We start from the raw sequence: 21,289 nt of genomic DNA, 5'->3' as shown, positions 1-21,289 counted from the left end.
AATAAAAAAGACGACCAATAGGTCGTCTTTTTTATTTATTCTCTTTCTCTTCTTCTAAACCTTTTTTCTTATATACTTTTATGGTTGCGCGATAACCTTCATTCAATCCCCAAAACTGTTCTGTTATCATTTTACCATTTCCATCAACAAATGAAAACTGTCCTGTATTTGGAAATGACAAACCTATATTGAGTGCTTCAATTTGAATTACATTTAAACCCTCTTTCAAAACATAATCATATCGTTGGTAACCAGAATCTAAGTCAACTACTTTAGTTACTATTTCACCATTTAACCAAATTCTAACTAAATCACCATCAATAGCACTATAATCTCTTGCAGATATCTTAATTTCGCTTGTATAAACTGTATATTCTCCCAAAAAAATATCGCTATTTAAAATTTCTCTTGAAATTCCTTCTTGAGCCATTTTAGCTTGTACTTTTTCAGTGTAAATTTCAGAAACACTTCTTACTTCATAGGTTTTTGGAGTTTCTACCTCACCTACTTTAGGTAATTTAGGTAAACTTCTCAATAATATGTCATCCTCCTTTTTAAAATATTGACTTTCAAATTTTATTTCTGGTGTAACTGTAGTTGGAGGAGTTTCTGGTAAAATAGCTTTCTTCTTTTTAGCTTTGTCTGGCATCGCACTAATATTTACCTTTCTTTTAGTTTGCTCAAATTGTGCATGAGAACTAAAAGAAAAACAAATTAAAAATAATACAAAAAAAACAATCCTTACCATATCTAATTAAAGTGTAAATATATTCAAAAAAGAAATACCCTTTTTTAATTATTAACCATACATTAACATTCGTTACGCAACAACAAGCCTAATAAATTATCAAATTTGCAAAACTAAATCAAAGACTATGCCTTTCAATAGATTATTGACAATATTTCTGTTTATTCTTACCTCAATGTCAAGTTTTTCGCAAGAAAAGTTTACCATCAGTGGTACCATTTCAGATAAAAAAAATAATGAAACTTTAATAGGTGTAAACGTTATTGTAAAAGGAACCAAATCATCTGCAATTACAAATGAATATGGCTTTTACTCACTTACACTTCCCAAAGGCGACTATGAAATAAGTATTAGTTATATCAGCTATGAAACTATCGACGAAAAAATTTCATTAAATCAAAACATCAAAAAAAATTACAGTTTAATTGAAAGTGGCGAATTGTTGCAAGAAGTTATTATTAAAGAAAAAGTTGGCACAAATACCAGAAAACCTGAAATGAGTGTCAATAAAATGTCTATTGCTACAATAAAACAGATGCCAGTTGTATTGGGAGAAGTTGATATTATTAAATCCATTTTATTTCTTCCAGGTGTAACAAATGCAGGAGAAGGACAATCGGGTTTCAATGTTAGAGGTGGCGGAGCTGACCAAAACTTAGTGCTTTTAGATGAAGCAACTATCTACAATTCTTCACACCTATTTGGTTTTTTCTCTGTTTTTAATCCAGATGCAATTAAAGATTTGAAATTATATAAAGGTGGAGTTCCTTCAAGATTTGGTGGAAGAGCATCCTCAGTATTAGATATTTATCAAAAAGACGGAAATAGTACTGGTTTTCATATGAATGGCGGTATTGGTTTAATATCGAGCAGATTACTAGCAGAAGGTCCAATTGTGAAAAATAAAGGTTCCTTTATTGTAGCAGGTCGTGGCTCTTATGCTCACTTATTTCTGAAACTATCTAACAATGAAAATTCAGCTTACTTTTATGATTTAAACACCAAATTGAATTATAAACTAAACAAAAACAACAACTTATACCTTTCTGGATATTTTGGTAGAGATGTTTTCTCATTAAATCAAAGCTTTACAAATACCTATGGTAATTCAACATTAAATCTACGTTGGAACCATTTATTTTCAGACCAATTATTTTCTAATTTGTCTTTGATTTATAGCGATTACTATTATGGACTTAACTTAGATTTTGTTGGTTTCAACTGGGATTCTGGTATAAAGAATTATAACATTAAATATGATTTTAAATATTATTTATCTGATAAAATTAAACTGAATTTTGGTGCCAATGGTATTTATTATGATTTCAACCCAGGAACCATTGAACCCTCTAGAAGTGATTCAGGAATTAACTTCCGCCAATTGGAAAAGAAATATGCTTTCGAACCAGCTTTTTATGCTGGAGCCGAGCAAAAACTAACAGACAATATCAATATTGAATACGGTTTAAGGTACAGTTTATTCTATCGTTTAGGAAATTCTACTCAGAATGTTTATGCCAATAACCAAGCAGTAACTTTTGATAATGATTTGAAAATCTATGAAAAAGCAACTCCAATTGGAACAGAATTTTATGGCAAAAACAAAGTTATTGCTGATTTCAATAATTTAGAACCTCGTTTTTCTGTTGCTTACGAGTTGGACGAAAACAAATCGGTTAAAGCTAGTTATAACCGAATGGTTCAATATTTACAATTAGTTACTAACACCGCTTCACCTACTCCATTGGATGTTTGGACACCAAGTGATAATTTCATAAAACCGCAAATAGCCGATCAAGTAGCTGTTGGATATTTTGCAAACTTTAAAGAAGATGCTTATTCTCTTGAAGTAGAAAGTTTTTTCAAAAAAGTAAAAAACAGAATGGATTACATTGATGGTGCCGATTTAATTGCAAATGAAGCCATCGAACAAGTCATCCTTAATGGTGAAATGCGTTCTTATGGTCTAGAAGTCATGTTCAAGAAAAATACTGGTAAATTCAACGGTTGGATTTCTTACACACTTTCACGTTCCGAACAAAGAACTCCCGGAAGAACTGCCAATGAAACTGGAATCAATAATGGAAATTGGTACCGTTCTGCTTACGATAAAACCCATAATTTAGCCATAACAAGCTCTTATAAATTAAATAAAAAATGGAATTTTGGAGCCAACTTTGTACTTCAAACTGGTCAACCTGTAACTTATCCTAACGGACAATATACTTATCAAGGAATTACTGTTCCTAGTTATGGTTTACGTAATGAAAACAATTTACCTTTATATCATCACTTAGATATTTCGGCAACATTAACTCCTAAAAGAAGTGACAATAAACGTTGGAAAGGCGAATGGGTTTTTAGCATTTATAATCTATATGCAAGAAAAAATGCTGCTTCAATAAGTTTTAGACAGAATCAAGATTCAGGACAAAATGAAGCCATAAAATTATCTATTTTCGGAATTGTTCCTGCAGTTTCTTACAACTTTAAATTCTAACAAAATGAAAAATATAATTTACATTTTAGCTCTACTATTTTTTGCAAGTTGCGAAGACAAAGTCGATATTGATTTAGATACTGCTAATCCTAAATTGGTTATTGATGCCAATATTTTATGGCAAAAAGGAACTATCGGAAACGACCAAAAAATAAAACTTACTCTTACAACAGATTATTATAGCAATACAATACCTGTTGTTTCTGGAGCAGTTGTTTTTGTTACAAATAGTTCTAACAATGTTTTCAATTTCTTAGAAATTCCAAATACTGGCGAGTATATTTGTTCAAATTTTGTTCCTGTTATTAATGAAAACTATACTTTAACCGTTCAATATTCAGGACAAACCTATACTTCAACCGAGAAGTTGTTAGCAACACCTACGATTGATAGCACACAACAAACTACAGTACAAGGTTTTGGAGGAGATGAAATTCAAGTAAAATTTTTCTATCAAGACAATGGTTTAGAAGATAATAACTATTTAATTGGAGTAAAAAACTCGGAAAAATTATTACCTGAATTTGGCGTTATCAAAGACGAATTTTTCCAAGGAAATCAAATGTTTGGGTTTTATACTGATAGTGATTTAAAATCTGGTGACGTTCTAAGTTTTAGCTTGAAAGGAATTTCAATTCGCTATTTCAACTACATGAACAAGTTATTAAACATTGCTGGAAGTGCTGGAGGAAGTCCATTTGCAACTCCACCAGCTACATTGAGAGGAAACATTATAAACCAAAACAACCAAGATAATTATCCATTGGGTTATTTTCATTTATCAGAAATTGATACTTTGAATTATACCGTTCAATAGAAAAGCTTATATTTGATTTTCAATAAAATCTAAAAATGTCATCACATCACATTGTTCGCGACGATCAAGAACCAGCACTAATCATTGCAAATGGAGCTTCGTGCAGTTTTGAGTTATTAGGACAATTGTTAGAATGGTCGCCAATAGTTGTAGTTTTAGACAACGCCATTGACAGAGTTTTACAATTAGACATTAAAATTGATGTGCTTTTAGGAGATTTTGACGATGACTTTAATCCAGAAATCTATAAAGAAAAACAGTTTCCACTTGAAATTGTTCACACACCAAATCAAGACAAAACCGACTTAGAAAAAGCGTTTGATTATTTAATTGAAAAAGGTCACAAAGCTGTCAACGTAGTTTGGGCAACCGGAAAACGTGCCGATCACACTATTACAAATATCACGAATATTGTTAGTTATAGAAAAAAATTAAAAATTGTAATTCTTGACGACCATTCTAAAGTGTTTTTATTACCTAATAAATTTGAAAAATGGTACACTAAAAATACGCCAATTTCTTTAATTCCAATTGGAAAAGTAAGCGGAATTACAACTCAAAATCTATTCTATCCTTTAAATAATGAAGAACTTACCATTGGATATCGAACAGGAAGCAGCAACCATGTAACCGAAGATGGAATTGTAAAAATCGAACATTCTGATGGCGATTTACTATTAATGGAATGTTTTGACTAAATCACTTGTTTTATGCATTCATTTTCATATATTTGATATAGAGAAATGACAAAATGAAGAACAAAACAATCCAAGAAAAAACTACATTACATCCAAGAAATCAACATAGATTTAGATACGATTTTGAAAAATTAATTTACAATTATCCCATTTTAAAAAATTATATTTTCGTCAATGAACACGATGTCGACCCGAGCAAAAGCGAACAGGCGAAGCAAACTATTGATTTTGCAAATCCTGAAGCGGTAAAAGCATTAAACAAAGCTATATTAATTTCAAATTACGGAATTGAATATTGGGAAATTCCTAAAAATTATTTGTGTCCGCCAATTCCCGGAAGAGCTGATTATATTCACTATTTAGCCGATTTATTAGCAGATTCTAATAACAAAATTATTCCCGAAGGTGAAAATGTAATTGGTCTTGATGTTGGCATTGGTGCAAACTGTATTTATCCAATAATAGGAAATCATGAGTACCAATGGAGTTTTGTTGGAACTGATATCGATGAAAACGCACTTCAAAATTGCAAAAAAATCATAGCAAAAAATCCACATTTGATTGAAGCAATAAGTCTTCAATTACAAGTGGAACCAAGATTTATTTTTAAAAATATTATCCTTCCTGAAGATAAATTTGCTTTTACAATTTGCAATCCGCCATTTCATGCCTCGCAAGACGAAGCAACTAAAGCTTCTTTGAGAAAAGTAAATAATTTAGAAGATACTAAATCTATTAAACCTGTTTTGAATTTTGGTGGTCAAAACGCCGAACTTTGGTGCACTGGAGGCGAAATTGGTTTCATCACTCAAATGATTTATGAAAGTGTAAAATATCCGTTGCAAGTATTTTGGTTTACTACTTTAGTTTCCAAAAAAGACAATTTAAAAAGCATATACAAAACACTGAATAAAGTTGGAGCAGTAGAAATTAAAACCATTGACATGGCTCAAGGACAAAAAATAAGTCGTTTTGTAGCGTGGACTTTCTTAAGCGAAAAACAACAGAAAGAGTGGAAGTTTTCTGCTGAATAACTATCAAACTTTGTAACTTTGCTCTTCTGAAATTTTGCCAAAATGAAATTCCAAGTAATCTCTTCTTACGAACCTACAGGCGATCAGCCACAAGCCATTGAAAAACTTTCAAATGGAATTCTCAATGGCGAAAAATACCAAACGCTACTAGGAGTTACAGGTTCCGGAAAGACATTTACTGTTGCCAATGTAATACAGAATGTGGAAAAACCTACATTGGTTTTGGCGCACAACAAAACATTAGCGGCGCAATTATATTCAGAATTTAAGCAATTTTTCCCAAATAACTCGGTGCAATACTTCGTTTCTTACTATGATTATTACCAGCCAGAAGCGTTTATTCCTGTAACAGGAACTTATATTGAAAAAGATTTATCTATCAATGAAGAACTAGAAAAACTTCGTTTAAGCACTACTTCTGCCCTACTTTCTGGTCGTCGCGATATTATTGTTATTTCTTCTGTTTCTTGCCTTTACGGAATTGGAAACCCGGTAGAATTTCAGAAAAATGTGGTTTCTGTTGAAAAAAATCAAGTTATTTCTCGAACCAAATTATTACATCGATTGGTTCAAAGTTTATATTCAAGAACCGAAGCCGAATTTACTCCTGGAAATTTCAGAATAAAAGGTGATACGGTTGAAATCTTTCCAAGTTATGGCGACGAACCTTTTAGAATTCACTTTTTTGGGGATGAAATTGAAGAAATTGAAGCTTTTGATGCCAGAAGTTCACAAGTTTTAGAAAAGTACGAAAAGCTAAATATTTATCCAGCCAATATGTTTGTTACTTCTCCTGATGTTTTACAAGCAGCTATTTGGGATATCCAACAAGATTTGGTAAAACAAGTCGATTATTTCAAAGAAATTGGCAAACATTTAGAAGCAAAACGATTGGAAGAACGCACCAATTTCGATTTAGAAATGATACGCGAATTGGGTTATTGCTCCGGAATTGAAAATTATTCTCGCTATTTAGACCGACGTTTGCCTGGAACACGACCATTCTGTTTGTTAGATTATTTTCCAGACGATTTCTTGATGGTTGTTGATGAAAGTCACGTAACGATTTCGCAAGTTCATGCCATGTATGGTGGAGATAGAAGTCGAAAAGAAAATTTGGTGGAATATGGTTTCCGTCTTCCTGCAGCTATGGACAATCGTCCGTTAAAGTTTGAGGAATTTGAATCCATGCAAAACCAAGTAATTTATGTTTCAGCAACGCCAGCTGATTATGAATTACAAAAATCGGAAGGAATTTATGTAGAACAAGTTATTCGTCCTACAGGTTTATTAGATCCAATTATTGAAGTGCGTCCGAGTTTGAATCAAATTGACGATTTAATTGAAGAAATTCAGCAACGTTGTGAAGTTGACGAACGTGTTTTGGTAACCACTTTAACCAAAAGAATGGCGGAAGAACTAACCAAATATTTAACGAAAGTTTCCATTCGTTGCCGTTACATCCATTCTGATGTTGATACTTTGGAACGTGTGGAAATCATGCAAGATTTACGCAAAGGTTTGTTTGATGTATTAATTGGAGTAAACTTACTTCGTGAAGGTTTGGATTTACCCGAAGTTTCTTTAGTTGCGATTTTAGATGCTGACAAAGAAGGATTTTTAAGAAGTCATCGTTCGCTAACACAAACCGTTGGACGTGCCGCTCGAAATGTAAATGGAAAAGCCATTATGTATGGCGATAAAATTACGGCTTCCATGCAAAAAACCATTGACGAAACGAACTACCGTCGTGAAAAACAAATGAATTATAATACCAAAAACGGCTTAGAACCAAAGGCGTTGAATAAAAGTTTGGGAAGTGCTTTAGCAGGAAATTCGGTTTCGACACAATACTACGAAAATCAAGTTTTAAAAGCTGCCGAACCTGAAAGTTTGTACTTATCAAAACCTGAAATTGAGAAGAAAATCCGTGAAGCTAAAAAAGCTATGGAAAAAGCAGCTAAAGATTTAGACTTTATGCAAGCTGCAAAGTTTCGTGATGAAATCAAGGCATTGCAGGAAAAATTATAAATTAAAATATGTTAAATCTGATGAGAATCGCTTTGGTATTATCTTAAGTATTTTATCTTCGTACATTATTTACATTACATAAAAATGAAAAAAATTAAAAGTTTACTTCTACTAGCTGTTATCTTTGTTATATCCGCTTGCTCTAAAGATGAGTTTGTAGATGAAGGTTACCTGAAAGTTGATTATAAAATTGATTTGGGTTTCTTTTCCGATTTAACCATAAATACAGATAATAATGCCTATGTATTATCAACAGTTGGTGGAACTCCTGAAATGAAATCGCTTATTAAAGTTAATCCCTCAGGTACTTCTACTGAATTGTATAAAAGGGATGCTGATTTTTTTTCCTGGCCGAAAATAGCGAATAATTCTGAAGGAAAAATATTTATGACAAACAGTGACTTACAAGGGAAAATTTATAATTTTTCTGATGATTTTCAACAATTAAGTTATCACACTATGCAAGGTGCGTCTCAATGGAATCTTAGAATGGATGGTTTTTGTAGTTTACCTGATGACACTTTCATTATTCTTGATAACAACTCTAAACTCATAAAAAGATATTATCCAAATCTTAACACTGAAACTGTTATTGCTGGTTCTGGAAGCCATCAGATTACCGATGGAACTGGTTTAAATTCAGGATTTTCATGGTTTAGTAAAGCAATATCTTTCAATAATTCTGTTTACATAATTGACGAAAATTATATTAGAAAAATTGATTGTTCTGTACCGAGTTATCCTGTCAGTTCACCATATATACTTTATTACAAAGATATACTTGACATAGCAGTAGATTCTAATCAAGATATTTATGCAATTGTTAATAAAGAAGGTATATATAAACTTTCAAATGGAACAATTACCTTATTTAAAAATGGTGTTGAAAATATCAGAACTTTGAATAACAACACTTTATCGGCAATTGATTGGACTAAATTTAATCGTATTTATATTAAAAATAATGATATGTATTTAGTAAGTGGCTATGGAACTTTAACTAAAATATCCAATTTCAAAAATAAATTATAAAAAAAACGCAACTTTTTAAGGTTGCGTTTTTCATTCTAATCAACAATTAATTAACCAATTTCAATCAAGCGTTTTGGTTTTGGAAGCGCTTCTTCTCTCTTAGGAAGTGCCACATGCAAAACACCATTTTCATAAGTAGCGTTGATGTTTTCTGTATTTACCGTTTCAGGTAAAGTGAAAGCTCTTCTGAAAGAAGAATAACTGAACTCTTTTCGAGTATATTTACCTTCAGTTTCTTCTTTTTCTGTTTTTTCTTCAGAAGAAATAGTTAGCACATTGTGATCAATTTCGATATTAAAATCTTCTTTTTTCTTTCCTGGAGCGGCTAATTCAATTCCAAAACTTGTATCGGTTTCTTTGATATTTACTGCAGGAACATTGGTATTAAAATTTTGAATGCCTCCTAACCAATCTGGTTTTAATAATTCATCGATAATTGATGGAAATGGTACAGTGTTTCTTTTAATTAAGTTCATAATTTTATATTTTTTAAATTAAACATTTATTAGTTACACTTTCCAAAAAACAAATTATATACCAACGTAAAAAATAAGTCAATTTGACTGATAATGAACACTTTAATATGAAATTATGGCATTTTAAGACAATTTTAACTGACGATTTTTCAGAGAAAAAACAGTAATTATTAACTATGCTACCATCACAAAACAGCAAATTCTAATAAATGATTAACCCAAGATAAAAACTTACTTTCCTTGTAAGATAAATTTTAGTTTTGTAGATTTGGGTAAAATACGCAATCGTGTGGCGCTAATCATACCTTATTTGGGTGTATTGCCGCTATAACGTAGCGTTTATATACTAGTTGTGTGCAATAGTACACGAAACGAGTAGAATTTAAGAATAAACTAACAAAATGAAAATAATAAAGTTAATAATAGTACTTCTATCTGTGAATTTTGCTTCGGGACAATACATTAAAGAAAATATTTCTAAAGTTTACTACTCCGAGTCTGATACAATCAAATACCGATACTCTAATTATCCAGATATATTTAAACTTGATTTAAGTAAAAATGACACAATAAGTCCTGGAACTAATACTTCTAAAGGAATAATAATGACAGCATTTATTGGGAAGGACACTCTTTCAATTAAAGGAGATAATTATCCATATGCACGAAAAAGTTACGTAACAATTAAAACACCAAAAAGAACAACTGTCGTTGCTTTTAGATTTAATGCTTCTTCATCAAATTTTTCACAAAAATATATAAATGAAAATCAAGGAAAAAATTCCTTTGAATTACCTGAAGTTTATGAACTTGCTAATATAATATGGGTATTATCTCCAAGCGGGAGAAAATCTACTAATCTACAAAAAGACACAAAATATTTTAAAGAAGTTCAAAAATTTTTCAAACCTTATTTAAACCATCCTATTTTCGAAAAATTAATTTTTGAAGAAGAAAATGATTATACTCAAAATTATTTTGAATTTAGAGAAAATAGTTTCATTTACGAATTCAGTGGAGACACAATCGTAAAAGGAAAAAATTATAATTATGTTTTTGGTGATGATTGGCAAGGGTTTTCCAATCTATTCACTGAATTACTACCATTGGTCCAAGATTTTTCAGATAAATCTAATTTCAGAACATTTTATAAAAAACATAAAAAATACTATGCAAATGATTTAAAAAGAGTATCAGAACTGTTACCTCTAAAAAATATGCAGAATTGGATTGAGAAGGAATTTCCAATTAAACATAATGCCTATAAAGTTATTTTTTCACCATTAATTGGTGGTTCACATAGTACACAAAAATATTTTGGTAAAGATAATAAAGACAATTCTTGGTTTAGTGAAAGTGTAATGTTTATTTGTGATGCAAATCGTTATGATTCAAATAAAAATCTAACCGAAACACAAAAAGAAGGATTATATTCAGGAATTGTATTTACTGAAATCGACCATAATTATGTAAATCCAATAAGTGATAAATATAAAAAAGAAATTGCTAATATTTTCAAATCAAAAATTTGGTCAGATGAAAAAAATGGCTTTTATAATAATCCACAATCCATTTTTAATGAATATATGACACATTCTGTTTTTTGTATTTGGGTAACAGAAAGTTATGATTATGAAACTTCTGATTATGTCATTAAAGAAAGAGTAAAAATGAATGCTGAAAAAAGAGGATTCATAAAGTTTAAAGAATTTAATAATGAAATGATTAAACTTAAAAAAGAAAATCCAAACAAAACTGTGGCAGAACTTTATCCTCAAATTATAGAATGGGCAAATCAACAAAATTAAAACTACTGCACACAACACAGGTTTTATGCTATTGCTGCGCTTGGGCTTTTTTAAAGGCTTGGTCTCTTATCTTTTTTCTTTTTTAAAACGTTTTTTCTTTCAAAGTTTTCGGTATATTTGCTTTGGTCTGTGACAAAAACAGCAACAGACATAAAGCCTGGGAACGTTGGAAGTAATTTTATAGCACCTCGAATAAAAAGAGAACTAAAATGAAAATTAACAATTTCAATTATATTATTTCATCAACAGATTTTGAAATTATTCATAGAGAAAAAAATTTACTTAAATGAAGAAATCATTCAATCTTCTGAACTTCTATTTGAAAACAATGGAATTAAAACACGAATAAAATTTGAACTTGCGAAAGGTAATCAAATCGATGAAAACGATTTTTTATATATACCTGAAACTAACTTTTTATTCTATAGAGGAAATATTGAATGGTGTGCTTTTGACTTAACAAATAAAATCATCGCACGAAACGAACACGCAACACAACTACCATATATCGAAAGACGTAATGATATTATACTAATATTTGACGACATGTATGCCGAATCTACGAATTTATATGGTGAACGAATTGATAATGTTCCTATCGATCCTCCAAGTGAAACTATAGAATATGAAGATAGAATTGAATTTGATAGTCCAATCTTTGGAAAAAAAACCTTGAAATTTTATAAATAAAACTACTGCCAATAGCGGTTTACACCAATTGCTGGGCTTGTGCTTGCTATTTTGTCTTCGTGTAGAATAATCTGGTGACTACTACTCTATCTTTCTAAGAAATTCAGTAGATTTGTTTTGGTCATTGATTGCAGCAGTAACTGATTTAAGCTGTATAAGTTAGCATCAACTTTAAGACCAACTCTAAAAAAACGAAAATGACAATTAACACCTTGAAAATAGTTTTACTGATTTTTGTATCAAGTAACATACTTTCTTGCAATGGACAGGTGAATTCTGAACAAAAACAGGCTGAAACGAAAATACTCGAAATCGGCAGGACGGTTTCAGAAATTGATAACCGAATTTGGAAAATCTTTCAAGACACAAAAGGAAATTACTGGTTTGGTAGTAATGGAAATGGCATTTACAAATTTGACCAAAAAATTTTAAAACAGTTCACGACAATAGACGGATTGGCACACAATCAAATTAGAGGAATACAAGAAGATAAAAGTGGGAATTTATATTTTGAAACATCTAATGGAATTAGTAAATATGATGGACAAAAATTTACAACTTTAAAAGCAATAAAATCTCCCAACAATAAATGGACATTAGAACCTAACGATATGTGGTTTGGATATGATGCAAACGACCTCTATCGCTTTGACGGCAAATTTCTTTATGAGTTAGAGTTACCAAGAAAAGACTTAAAAAAAGCCTTTGGAATAGAACCTGAAGGCGTTCCATTTGATGCTAGCAACAAAAGTACCTATGCCGTTTATGGAATCAATAAAGACAAAGAGGGTAATTTATGGATTGGAACAGTTAATGCAGGCGCTTATCGCTATGATGGCAAATCATTATTGTGGTTTGGTGAAAAGGAGCTTTCTACGCTTCCAGATGGACGCGTTCCTGGTGTTCGCTCAATGATTCAAGACAAAGATGGTTATTTTTGGTTAAGTAATTTTTATAGCAAATATAAGATTAACCCAGCCCTACCTAATGGATATGAAAAGATAAAAGCGGTTGATATACCCAAAGAGATTGCAAAAGACAAAATACTTTACTTCATGTCAGGAATAGCCGATGAAAATGGTGATTTATGGATGACCACTTATCGTGGCGGCGTGTGGAAATATGATGGAAAAACGCTCGCTAACTTTGAAATAAAAAAAGGTAAGGAAGATGTTTTGCTAATTTATATCTATCAAGACAATAACGGAACTATTTGGCTTGGAACTGACAACGACGGAGTTTACAAACAAAATGGAGAAAAGTTTGAAAAATTTGAAATAAATAAAAGCAGCCGCTAACCAAAATTTGCTCCTATTGCAGAGCTTACACTTGCTATTTAGTCATAGAGTAGAATAATCTAATGACTACAATTCTGTCTTTCTAAGAAAAGTTGTAGTTTTGTTTTGGTCTTCGCGTCTTCATAAAACAAATTTAGCTGTGTAATGTTTTAAAAACTTTTTCAAAAAAACCAAAACCAAACAAACCAATGAAAGGACTATTCTCGAAATTATTTAAAAAGTCAGAACCCATAGAACCACAGAAAAAAATAATTTTTAATGTTGACTCAAATCAAACGCCAGAAAAATTTCAACATTTTAAAGACGAGTTAATTAGCTTTCTAACAGACAATTTACTAAAACTTGATGCATTAGAAAATGAAATCTTTCAAAGACATGAAGTTTTGAAATCGCAAAGAAGTTCACCAAATCAGTCGCATCCAGATGAAGAATCTTTGTGGGACGACTATTTTGAACGTTGCAAAGCGATAATCAATCCAATAAGCGTTTCCAATTCTAACGAAATTTCAAGGTCTTTTGGTAATCCATCACAATATCACTATTTGTTACGTCCAAATACCAAAATGTTCTTTATAATGAAATCGGACAATCGTGCCGTTATAGAAACGCATTTTGAAGTTGGAGTGCAGAAAAAAGAGCAATTTGTTATCAAAAAAATTGATGAAATTTGGAAAATTGAATCCAAAAAATATAGTTTTCCCGATGAAACCACTTGGTATAAAGACGAACTATAATTCTAAAAGTGTTTTACATGAACGATGAGAAAATCCAAACGCTTCATCCAGAGCCAGGAAAAACCAACAAACGTATTTCTTTGGAAAAATATAATGTGATTAAGGAAACCATTTTGTCAATTTTAAAAGATTGTGAGCCAACTCATACCGAACTCATGGAACAATTGTACCAAAATGTAAAAGACACATTTGAAGGTGGCGTTCAATGGTATGGAGAAACCGTCAAACTTGATCTTGAAGCTCGAAAAATAATAGAACGAACTAAGAGTAAACCCGAAAAATACAAGTTAGTAACTACGAACCTATAAAAACCTTTTGCTGTTATTGATAGGTATGAACTTGCTATTTTGTTCTTCGTGGAAAATAATCTAGTGTCAACAACTATATCTTTCTAAGAAAAGTTATAGATTTGTTTTGGTCAGTGTTTACAACAGAACTGGTGCAAGCCGCTACACTTTGTATGCAATATAAGCGTAGGCGCAAAAATCAAACGAAATTTTAAGTGAAAATGAAAATAAATTTTGCAATATTTTTTCTACTCCTAAGTTTATCAAGTTTTTGTCAAAAATTTGAAAACTCTAAATCAAAAGAAGAATTGAGAAAAAAAATAACTGGTAACTGGATTATTAAAAATGACACGACAGATTATGTTTATCAATTTTATTTTGATGGAGAACTTGGAAGTTTATATAGATCAAATAAAGAGCAAGTCCTTTCTGGTAAATTACAAATAAATAGCTGTCCACCTGTTTTTAAAATAGTTAAAACTTTATTTGGTAATAAAATCAAATGGACAAGCTTAGGTGGAAGTTGGAAATCAAAAATTAAATATTTAGATAATGAAAAAATGATTTTGAAAACAAAAGGAATTTTAGTCGAATATCGTAAGTTTAAAAATTAAAATTGCATAAAACAGGCATTTGGCAAAATTGGGAATTTTGTAGTAAATTCAAGCCTAAATATCGCAAGAAATTTTATCTTTAACAGAAAATAATCGGTTCCGAAGTTCGCAAACTCGCTATTTTTGGGTACTTAATTCAACTGCTCTTGAAAAACTTCTAATAAATAATCTGGTGAAACCATTCGTGTTGGTGATTGTTCCATGGCTTTTAAAACGCGTTTCATTGCAAACGGATTTAATCCCATATTGATGCCAATTTCGTGTATTTTAATTTGCTCTCTTTCATGCAAAATGCCATCGCAATGCATCAAAAGTGCCAATCTATAAAACTGCTGAATGCGTTCAAACTCACTTTTAATGATTTCACTACGGTTTTCTTCATGAAAAAGTTGTTTCAACTCGTCTTTGTTTACGCCAAGTTCTATCGCAATTATTGAAAGAAACATGTATTCCCTTTCATGCAATTCGCCATCAACAATTGCAAATGCAATCATGTCTGCTAATAAACTTAATTTTTGTTCCTTAGTGTTCATCAAAATGATTATTTTTAGCTAAAATATAATTATTTGTTAAATTCTAAAAATTAATTCACTTGAAATTCATTTTAACCCTTTTATTTGGAATCCTATTTTGCAGCTCAAATGCGCAAGAAAGCAATGCTAGTAAGCAAGTTTCTACTTTTTCAATAGAAGCACCACAATTAAAAACAACTAAGAAAATTTGGGTGTATTTGCCAAAAGAGTACAGCACAAATCCAAAGAAAAAATATCCTGTTATCTACATGCACGATGGTCAAAACCTATTTGATGCCAAAACATCATACGTTGGTGAATGGAATGTTGATGAAACCTTAGACAGCATTTCGGCACAAGTAATCGTCATCGGTATCGAACATGGCAACGAAAAACGAATGGAAGAATTAACACCTTTCAAACACCAAAAGTATGGCGGAGGAAATGCTGATAATTATTTAGATTTTATTGTTCAAACATTAAAACCCTATGTTGACAAAACCTACAGAACCAAAACCAATGCCAACAATACAGCACTTTTCGGAAGTTCACTTGGTGGATTAGTATCGTTTTATGGCGCATTAAAATATCCTAAAATCTTTGGAAAAGTGGGTTGTTTCTCGCCTTCCTTTTGGTTCAACAGAAAAGAAATTTTCGAACTAATGGAGCAAACTAAAACATTCAAAACCAAAATCTATTTCCTATGTGGCGACAACGAAGGTGACGAAGATATGGTTCGCGATTTAAACAATATTGAAGTCCAAGTCAATACCAAACGTTGTGAATGTAAAATGCTAAACAAAAAAATTATTGTAAAAGACGGACAACACAACGAAAAATTATGGCGTGAAGGTTTCAAAAAGGCGTATCTTTGGCTGTTTTAAAGTTTATTTAAAATAAATTTGCAAACAATTTAAATTCTAATTTCAGCACAAAAGATGCTGAACTAAATTCAGCATAAAATGAACAACAACGATATTTTCAAAAAACTACGTGTAGCTTTAATGCTTCGTGACGACCAAATAGAAGAAATCTTAAAATTAGTAGATTTCAGAATGTCTAAAGGTGAAATTGGCAACTTTTTTAGAAGTGAAGACCATCCAAAATTTATGGAATGTGGCGATCAAGTATTGCGTAATTTCCTAAACGGATTGGTAATTCACTTACGTGGAACAAAAGAAAATCCTAAGAATCCTATGGATGTAATTGCAATTCACAAAAAAGAAGCGCAACCAAAAGAATATAAAAAACCAGAAGGAGCTGCTCCGAAAAAAGAGTTTAAGCCTGGTGATTTTAAGAAAAAACCAGCTTCAAAACCAAACTTTAAAGACAAAAAGCCTACTAAAAAAATCGAAATTGTAGAGAAAGTACAATACAAAAACGGTAAGAATAAAAAGGACTAAACAATGGATTTAGCTGTTCAAATAAAGCAACAATTTCCACATTTTAACGCTGAATTGATTTCAGAAATAGTTCAGCACGCTTTAGAAAAAGAAGTTCCAAAAGACACTGAATTACTTCGTGAAGGTCAGTTTATCAAGGTAATTCCGTTAGTTTTAAAAGGCGTTTTAAAGGTTTATACCAAACACGAAGACAAAGAACTGCTATTGTACTACATTCAACCGAATGAAAGTTGCATCATGTCGTTTTCAGCTGGAATCAACAACCAACCAAGTAAGATTTATGCTGTAACGGAAGAAGATTCGCACTTGCTTTTAATTCCGGCAGAAAAACTTAGCAAATGGACCAAACAATTTCCTGACTTCAATTCGCTTTTCTTTTTGCAATATAATTTGCGTTATTCCGATTTACTTGACACCATAAATTCCCTACTTTTTGAAAAACTCGACAAACGTGTTTTAGACTATTTAAAAGAAAAAGTTTTAGTCACGCAAAACAATCCTTTGAAAATTTCACACCGTCAAATTGCAAGCGAATTGGGCACTGCAAGAGAAGTAATCAGTAGAATTGTAAAGAAATTAGAACTCGAAGGAAAAGTAAAACAAAGTGCCACAACCATAGAAATTTTAGACTTGTGACTTAAGTCACTGCACAGGTGATTTAAGCGCATTAAATTTGCTTCATATTAATCTTTAAACTTTATTAATTATGAAAAAAAATATGGGTACAGCAGATAAAATAATCCGATTGATTGTTGCTGCAGTGTTAGCTTTCTTGTTCTACAACGGAACAATTACTGGAACTTTAGGAATCGTAGCTGTCGTTGCAGCAGCAGTTTTTGCTTTAACAAGTTTAGTAAGTTTCTGTCCGTTATATCCTTTATTAGGAATCAATACTTGTTCGGTAAAAAAATAATACTTGTTCTAAACTACAAAATATAAATCCTGTCTATTTTAGATGGGATTTTTTATTTAAATTAGCTTATTCAATTAATCAAAATGTCCTTAAAAATCAAACATACAGAAATTATACTTTATGTAAAAGACCAACAAAAAAGTACTGATTTTTATCAAACCGTTTTCAGAAAAAAACCTGATTTGAATGTACCAGGAATGACAGAATTTATATTAAATGATTTCTGCAAAATCGGATTAATGCCCAATGATGGAATTGCTAAAATTATTACTCCATCTTTACCTCATCCTAATTTAGGTAACGGAATTCCAAGATGTGAATTGTATTTTATTGTTGAAAATCTTCAAGAAGAATATCAAAATATTAAAAATTTAGATGCAAAAATAATTAGCAAAATTGAAGGTCAAAATTGGGGTGACACAGCTTTTTATTTTTCTGATTTAGATGGTCATGTGATTGCTTTTGCAGAGAAAACTAAATAAAAAAAATCCCGAGCATTACACTCGGGATTTTTTGTAACTAACCTAAACATAACTTATTATTATCTATTCAAAAACAATGTCGATGTAAGGAATTGCCCAATTTGTTTGAGTAATCGCGTTTTGATATAAAGACGAACCTGTGATTTTTAAACTTCCAAAAGTATATGGAAATGCCGACAATGGCGCTCCTGTGACTGTACAAACCATTCTTCCAACTGTATTTGAAATATCTGTACCCCAACTTGTTTGAATTCTTTTTACCATATAACTATTTCCAACAGTTAAAGGAATTGTTGATGAAAAAGATACATACGAAGTAGCCGTTGAAGAAAAAGTTGAAGATACTGAACCTTTTAAGATTGGAGTTGAAGTTGTAACATCCCACACTTCAATAACATAAGGTACTGCACTCAAAGCTGGTTGACTTTGATAACCAACACTACATATTGTTTTGGCAGTTGTAACTTCAAAAGTGTAAGAATGTATTTCACTATCGTAGTTAACTATATCATTATTTAAAGTTGTTGAAGCTACTGTTTGATTGTACAATTGTTTAAATTCTGTATTCGTGCTATCGCAAGTTGCAGTAACAATAGGATCATCATCTGAACCACAACTTATTAATAGAATACTAAATAGTATCCCTAAGAATTTTATATATTTTTTCATGATTTTGGTATTTAGTTGGTATTTAAAAAATAATTAATTGAAGTGTTTTTGCTTTACATTTTGACCCACCACAAGTTCCAATTACTTTTATTGTATAACTTCCAGGACCTGAAAATGCTGTAATAGGAATCAAATAACTTCCTATTGCACTTGTTCCAACAAGAGCTCCGTTTACTTTATATTTTATTGGAGTTGGGTCTATACATCCACTATAAGTAAGACAATTTATTGCTGAATTAAAATAAACTCCACCAGCTAATGTAACATTTGACATACTTATTGATATAGATGGTGTAGCTGGGACAAAACTTGAAGCAGTTCCTGTACCTGTGGGATCCCATAAAATACTTCCAGTAACAGTTGCATCACAACAATTATTGATAATTCTTGCATTGCTTGGTGTTGTTGGTTCTAATTCTTCTGGTGCATCTGCCAATCCATTCCAACCTTTTCTAATATCATCAGTATTTGCTTTAACAACGGAACCACTTCCACTTGAAGAAACCATTGCTGTGCATTGCATTGAATTATGTCCAGTTTGTAAGCAAGCGGCACATATATCTCTTGGATTTCTTTTCCTTAAACCAATCACCACACCAAAATTAAATCCCATAGCACTATAAGCCGTTGATTTTGTTTCGCCTTTCACCACTGTACCAGTTTGTAATTGTTGAATATTGTAATTACCGCTTTGTGGTGACGGATTTCCATTTGGAATTAATTTAGAAACAGTTGTTTCGATTTTTGGTCCCATGGTATAACTTGCATCAGCAAAAAGACCAAAACGATCGTTAAACATATAATGTAATCTTAGTTTTGGTGTTACTGCAAAACCACTTGTTTTGGTTTCTGGTAAAGTTGCCAAATTGAAATCATAACTTTGACCGTTGTATTGAGTGGTTTGCACTATGCTCATTTCTTTTTGAGTCATCGAAAAATATTCTCCTAAAATCATTGGCGAAACAATAAATTTTCCAAAGTAAAAATTAGCTTGTGGACCAACTCCCATTCTGAAACCAGGGTTTTTTGGATCACTGCCTCTATCAGAAACCATACTTGAAGTTTGTCCAGTTACAGCAAATGGATTTGGTGTTGTTCCAAAACCGCCGCTTCCACCAAAGTTGTAAGTTCCACCTACGTTTAAGCCAAAATTCATTTTATGTCCTTTTACGTGGTCTCTAGCTCCTCCACCATCCCAACCTTTTCTAATTAATGGAAAATAAAAATCGGCATTGATTGCTGTTGTATTGCTTAAAAAAGCTTTGTCTTTACCATCACTGCTTGGCATAGATGTTCCTCCGCCGAATACCACTATTGATCCTGGACGTCCAGACATAGTTACTTTTCCTCTATTTCTTCCTCTTGCATTTTCTTGTGCATTTCCATTTGTTAAACAGCAAATTGCAATAAAAGCTGATAAAATTGTTGTTTTTAGATTTTTCATTTTGTTTAAATTTTAATGTTGTTATTGTTATATCAATTGGGTTTTATATTTGTTACCCTTATTTTGAAATTATTTTTTAATAATTTTTTGAATTGAAGTTCCATTATCGGTTTTTACCTTTATCAAATACATACCTGAAGATAAATTTTCTGTATTTAAAGTAACTTCATTATTTTTTTGAGATAAGGATTGGATTGTTCTTCCGTTGGTATCTATAATTTCTGTTGAGAAAATAGTTGAAGGCGATTGAATATTTAGGCTATTTTGAGTTGGATTTGGAAAGGCTTTTATGTTTTCATACAAATCATAAAAATTAGTAGAAAGAAATGAACCTATAATTGGGTTAAAATTTGTCCAAACAGCCATTGCTTCATAAGCAGCCACAGAACCAGCGGGAACGTTTAGCGTACAAGAACTTTGGTTGACTCCCGCAAAAGGGGAACCAATTAAAAAAGGAGGTGAAGCATTTTCACAATTTACAGTTGTCAATCCTGAACAACCCGCAAAAGTTTGGTGATCAAGATAGGTAACTGAATTAGGAATTGTAACCGTTGTTAATCCTGTACAACCTGCAAAAGTAGAAGGACCAATGGCAGTAACCGAGTTAGGAATAATAACTGATGTTAATCCACTACAATACATAAAAGCATTAGACCCAATAGTAGTAACCGAATTAGGAATTATAAACGATGTTAATCCGCTACAACCATAAAAAGCAGAATCTCCAATATAAGTAACAGAATTAGGAATAGTAATCGATGTTAATCCTGTACAACTAGGAAAAGCATAATCACTAATTGAAGTAACGTCATAATTTTGAGAGGCATAAACCACTACAGCGGGTATAATGGCAACGCCAGAAAAACTGGTATTAGCACCAATCTTTACTTTAAAATTAGTAGGATCGGTAACAGTGTAATTTATACCCGCATAAGTAAAAGTTTGTCCGTAAATAATAGTTGTAATAAATAAAAACAATGATAAAAGTATTTTTGATTTCATAATTTTAGTTTTAAAGTTTATAATTGTATATCAATTGAGTTTTAAATTTGTTACCTCTATTTTGATAAAAGTTTTATAGAACAAATATTAACATTAG

Annotated in this window: 23 protein-coding genes; 17 read left to right on the top strand and 6 right to left on the bottom strand. The window is 31.4% G+C overall.

Annotated features, from left to right (window positions below; translation table 11 throughout):
* Positions 1 to 31: 31 nt before the first annotated feature.
* Complete coding sequence (locus ACYU7A_RS06195; RefSeq protein ID WP_460575030.1) at positions 32 to 649, bottom strand: hypothetical protein; 618 nt, start codon at positions 647 to 649, stop codon at positions 32 to 34.
* Between the two features lie 226 nt (positions 650 to 875).
* On the opposite strand from ACYU7A_RS06195, the gene ACYU7A_RS06190 reads away from it, so the two are divergent.
* The 6 genes from ACYU7A_RS06190 (at position 876) to ACYU7A_RS06165 (ending at position 8,860) form a co-directional block, all read left to right on the top strand.
* Complete coding sequence (locus ACYU7A_RS06190; protein WP_460575028.1) at positions 876 to 3,248, top strand: TonB-dependent receptor; 2,373 nt, start codon at positions 876 to 878, stop codon at positions 3,246 to 3,248.
* Between the two features lie 4 nt (positions 3,249 to 3,252).
* Positions 3,253 to 4,065, top strand: a complete 813-nt coding sequence (locus tag ACYU7A_RS06185; protein ID WP_460575026.1) for a DUF4249 family protein — start codon at positions 3,253 to 3,255, stop codon at positions 4,063 to 4,065.
* Between the two features lie 35 nt (positions 4,066 to 4,100).
* A complete protein-coding gene (locus ACYU7A_RS06180) occupies positions 4,101 to 4,763 on the top strand; it encodes a thiamine diphosphokinase (protein WP_460575024.1) in 663 nt (220 codons plus the stop codon).
* 53 nt (positions 4,764 to 4,816) lie between these two features.
* On the top strand, positions 4,817 to 5,797 hold the full coding sequence (gene rlmF / locus ACYU7A_RS06175) for a 23S rRNA (adenine(1618)-N(6))-methyltransferase RlmF (protein ID WP_460575022.1): 981 nt from the start codon (positions 4,817 to 4,819) through the stop codon (positions 5,795 to 5,797).
* Between the two features lie 42 nt (positions 5,798 to 5,839).
* Positions 5,840 to 7,828 (top strand): excinuclease ABC subunit UvrB, encoded by a 1,989-nt coding sequence (gene uvrB / locus ACYU7A_RS06170; protein WP_460575020.1) that lies wholly within the window; start codon positions 5,840 to 5,842, stop codon positions 7,826 to 7,828.
* Positions 7,829 to 7,912: 84 nt separating this feature from the next.
* Positions 7,913 to 8,860 carry a hypothetical protein gene (locus ACYU7A_RS06165; protein WP_460575018.1) on the top strand — a complete coding sequence of 316 codons (948 nt, stop codon included), beginning with the start codon at positions 7,913 to 7,915 and terminating at the stop codon, positions 8,858 to 8,860.
* Between the two features lie 50 nt (positions 8,861 to 8,910).
* Here the strand turns inward: ACYU7A_RS06165 and ACYU7A_RS06160 are convergent, their stop codons facing one another.
* Complete coding sequence (locus ACYU7A_RS06160; RefSeq protein WP_298307303.1) at positions 8,911 to 9,336, bottom strand: Hsp20/alpha crystallin family protein; 426 nt, start codon at positions 9,334 to 9,336, stop codon at positions 8,911 to 8,913.
* A gap of 401 nt (positions 9,337 to 9,737) precedes the next feature.
* Between ACYU7A_RS06160 and ACYU7A_RS06155 the strand changes: the two genes are divergently transcribed.
* From ACYU7A_RS06155 to ACYU7A_RS06130, 6 genes are all read left to right on the top strand, one after another.
* Entirely contained in the window at positions 9,738 to 11,144 is a 1,407-nt protein-coding gene (locus ACYU7A_RS06155; RefSeq protein WP_460575016.1) for a DUF4932 domain-containing protein, read from the top strand.
* Positions 11,145 to 11,396: 252 nt separating this feature from the next.
* A complete protein-coding gene (locus ACYU7A_RS06150; RefSeq protein WP_460575014.1) occupies positions 11,397 to 11,834 on the top strand; it encodes a hypothetical protein in 438 nt (145 codons plus the stop codon).
* A 197-nt stretch (positions 11,835 to 12,031) separates the two neighbouring features.
* On the top strand, positions 12,032 to 13,132 hold the full coding sequence (locus ACYU7A_RS06145) for a ligand-binding sensor domain-containing protein (RefSeq protein ID WP_460575012.1): 1,101 nt from the start codon (positions 12,032 to 12,034) through the stop codon (positions 13,130 to 13,132).
* A gap of 188 nt (positions 13,133 to 13,320) precedes the next feature.
* On the top strand, positions 13,321 to 13,866 hold the full coding sequence (locus tag ACYU7A_RS06140) for a hypothetical protein (protein ID WP_460575010.1): 546 nt from the start codon (positions 13,321 to 13,323) through the stop codon (positions 13,864 to 13,866).
* A gap of 17 nt (positions 13,867 to 13,883) precedes the next feature.
* Positions 13,884 to 14,174, top strand: coding sequence for a DUF6958 family protein (locus ACYU7A_RS06135; protein ID WP_460575008.1), 291 nt, complete (start codon positions 13,884 to 13,886; stop codon positions 14,172 to 14,174).
* A gap of 200 nt (positions 14,175 to 14,374) precedes the next feature.
* The gene (locus ACYU7A_RS06130; protein ID WP_460575006.1) at positions 14,375 to 14,767 is read left to right on the top strand and encodes a hypothetical protein; all 393 of its coding nucleotides are present in this window, start codon (positions 14,375 to 14,377) and stop codon (positions 14,765 to 14,767) included.
* Positions 14,768 to 14,898: 131 nt separating this feature from the next.
* Here the strand turns inward: ACYU7A_RS06130 and ACYU7A_RS06125 are convergent, their stop codons facing one another.
* On the bottom strand, positions 14,899 to 15,300 hold the full coding sequence (locus ACYU7A_RS06125) for a tellurite resistance TerB family protein (protein ID WP_460575004.1): 402 nt from the start codon (positions 15,298 to 15,300) through the stop codon (positions 14,899 to 14,901).
* Between the two features lie 59 nt (positions 15,301 to 15,359).
* Here ACYU7A_RS06125 and ACYU7A_RS06120 point away from each other — a divergent pair, with 59 nt between their 5' ends.
* From ACYU7A_RS06120 to ACYU7A_RS06100, 5 genes are all read left to right on the top strand, one after another.
* A complete protein-coding gene (locus tag ACYU7A_RS06120; RefSeq protein WP_460575002.1) occupies positions 15,360 to 16,163 on the top strand; it encodes an alpha/beta hydrolase in 804 nt (267 codons plus the stop codon).
* 78 nt (positions 16,164 to 16,241) lie between these two features.
* Entirely contained in the window at positions 16,242 to 16,682 is a 441-nt protein-coding gene (locus ACYU7A_RS06115; RefSeq protein WP_460575000.1) for a DUF1456 family protein, read from the top strand.
* 3 nt (positions 16,683 to 16,685) lie between these two features.
* Positions 16,686 to 17,318, top strand: a complete 633-nt coding sequence (locus tag ACYU7A_RS06110; RefSeq protein ID WP_460574998.1) for a Crp/Fnr family transcriptional regulator — start codon at positions 16,686 to 16,688, stop codon at positions 17,316 to 17,318.
* 70 nt (positions 17,319 to 17,388) lie between these two features.
* Positions 17,389 to 17,595 (top strand): YgaP family membrane protein, encoded by a 207-nt coding sequence (locus ACYU7A_RS06105; RefSeq protein ID WP_460574996.1) that lies wholly within the window; start codon positions 17,389 to 17,391, stop codon positions 17,593 to 17,595.
* An 83-nt stretch (positions 17,596 to 17,678) separates the two neighbouring features.
* Positions 17,679 to 18,077, top strand: a complete 399-nt coding sequence (locus ACYU7A_RS06100) for a VOC family protein (protein ID WP_460574994.1) — start codon at positions 17,679 to 17,681, stop codon at positions 18,075 to 18,077.
* A 63-nt stretch (positions 18,078 to 18,140) separates the two neighbouring features.
* Here ACYU7A_RS06100 and ACYU7A_RS06095 read toward each other — a convergent pair whose 3' ends face one another.
* The 3 genes from ACYU7A_RS06095 to ACYU7A_RS06085 all read right to left on the bottom strand — a co-directional run bounded on the left by ACYU7A_RS06095 (position 18,141) and on the right by ACYU7A_RS06085 (position 21,192).
* Positions 18,141 to 18,746, bottom strand: coding sequence for a hypothetical protein (locus ACYU7A_RS06095; RefSeq protein WP_460574992.1), 606 nt, complete (start codon positions 18,744 to 18,746; stop codon positions 18,141 to 18,143).
* 22 nt (positions 18,747 to 18,768) lie between these two features.
* Positions 18,769 to 20,190, bottom strand: coding sequence for a hypothetical protein (locus ACYU7A_RS06090; protein ID WP_460574990.1), 1,422 nt, complete (start codon positions 20,188 to 20,190; stop codon positions 18,769 to 18,771).
* A gap of 69 nt (positions 20,191 to 20,259) precedes the next feature.
* Entirely contained in the window at positions 20,260 to 21,192 is a 933-nt protein-coding gene (locus ACYU7A_RS06085) for a leucine-rich repeat domain-containing protein (protein ID WP_460574988.1), read from the bottom strand.
* Positions 21,193 to 21,289: the final 97 nt, after the last annotated feature.

The organism is Flavobacterium koreense, from assembly GCF_054776075.1.
Note: the sequence above shows the minus strand (reverse complement) of the source record. Positions and strands in the feature narration are given on the sequence as shown.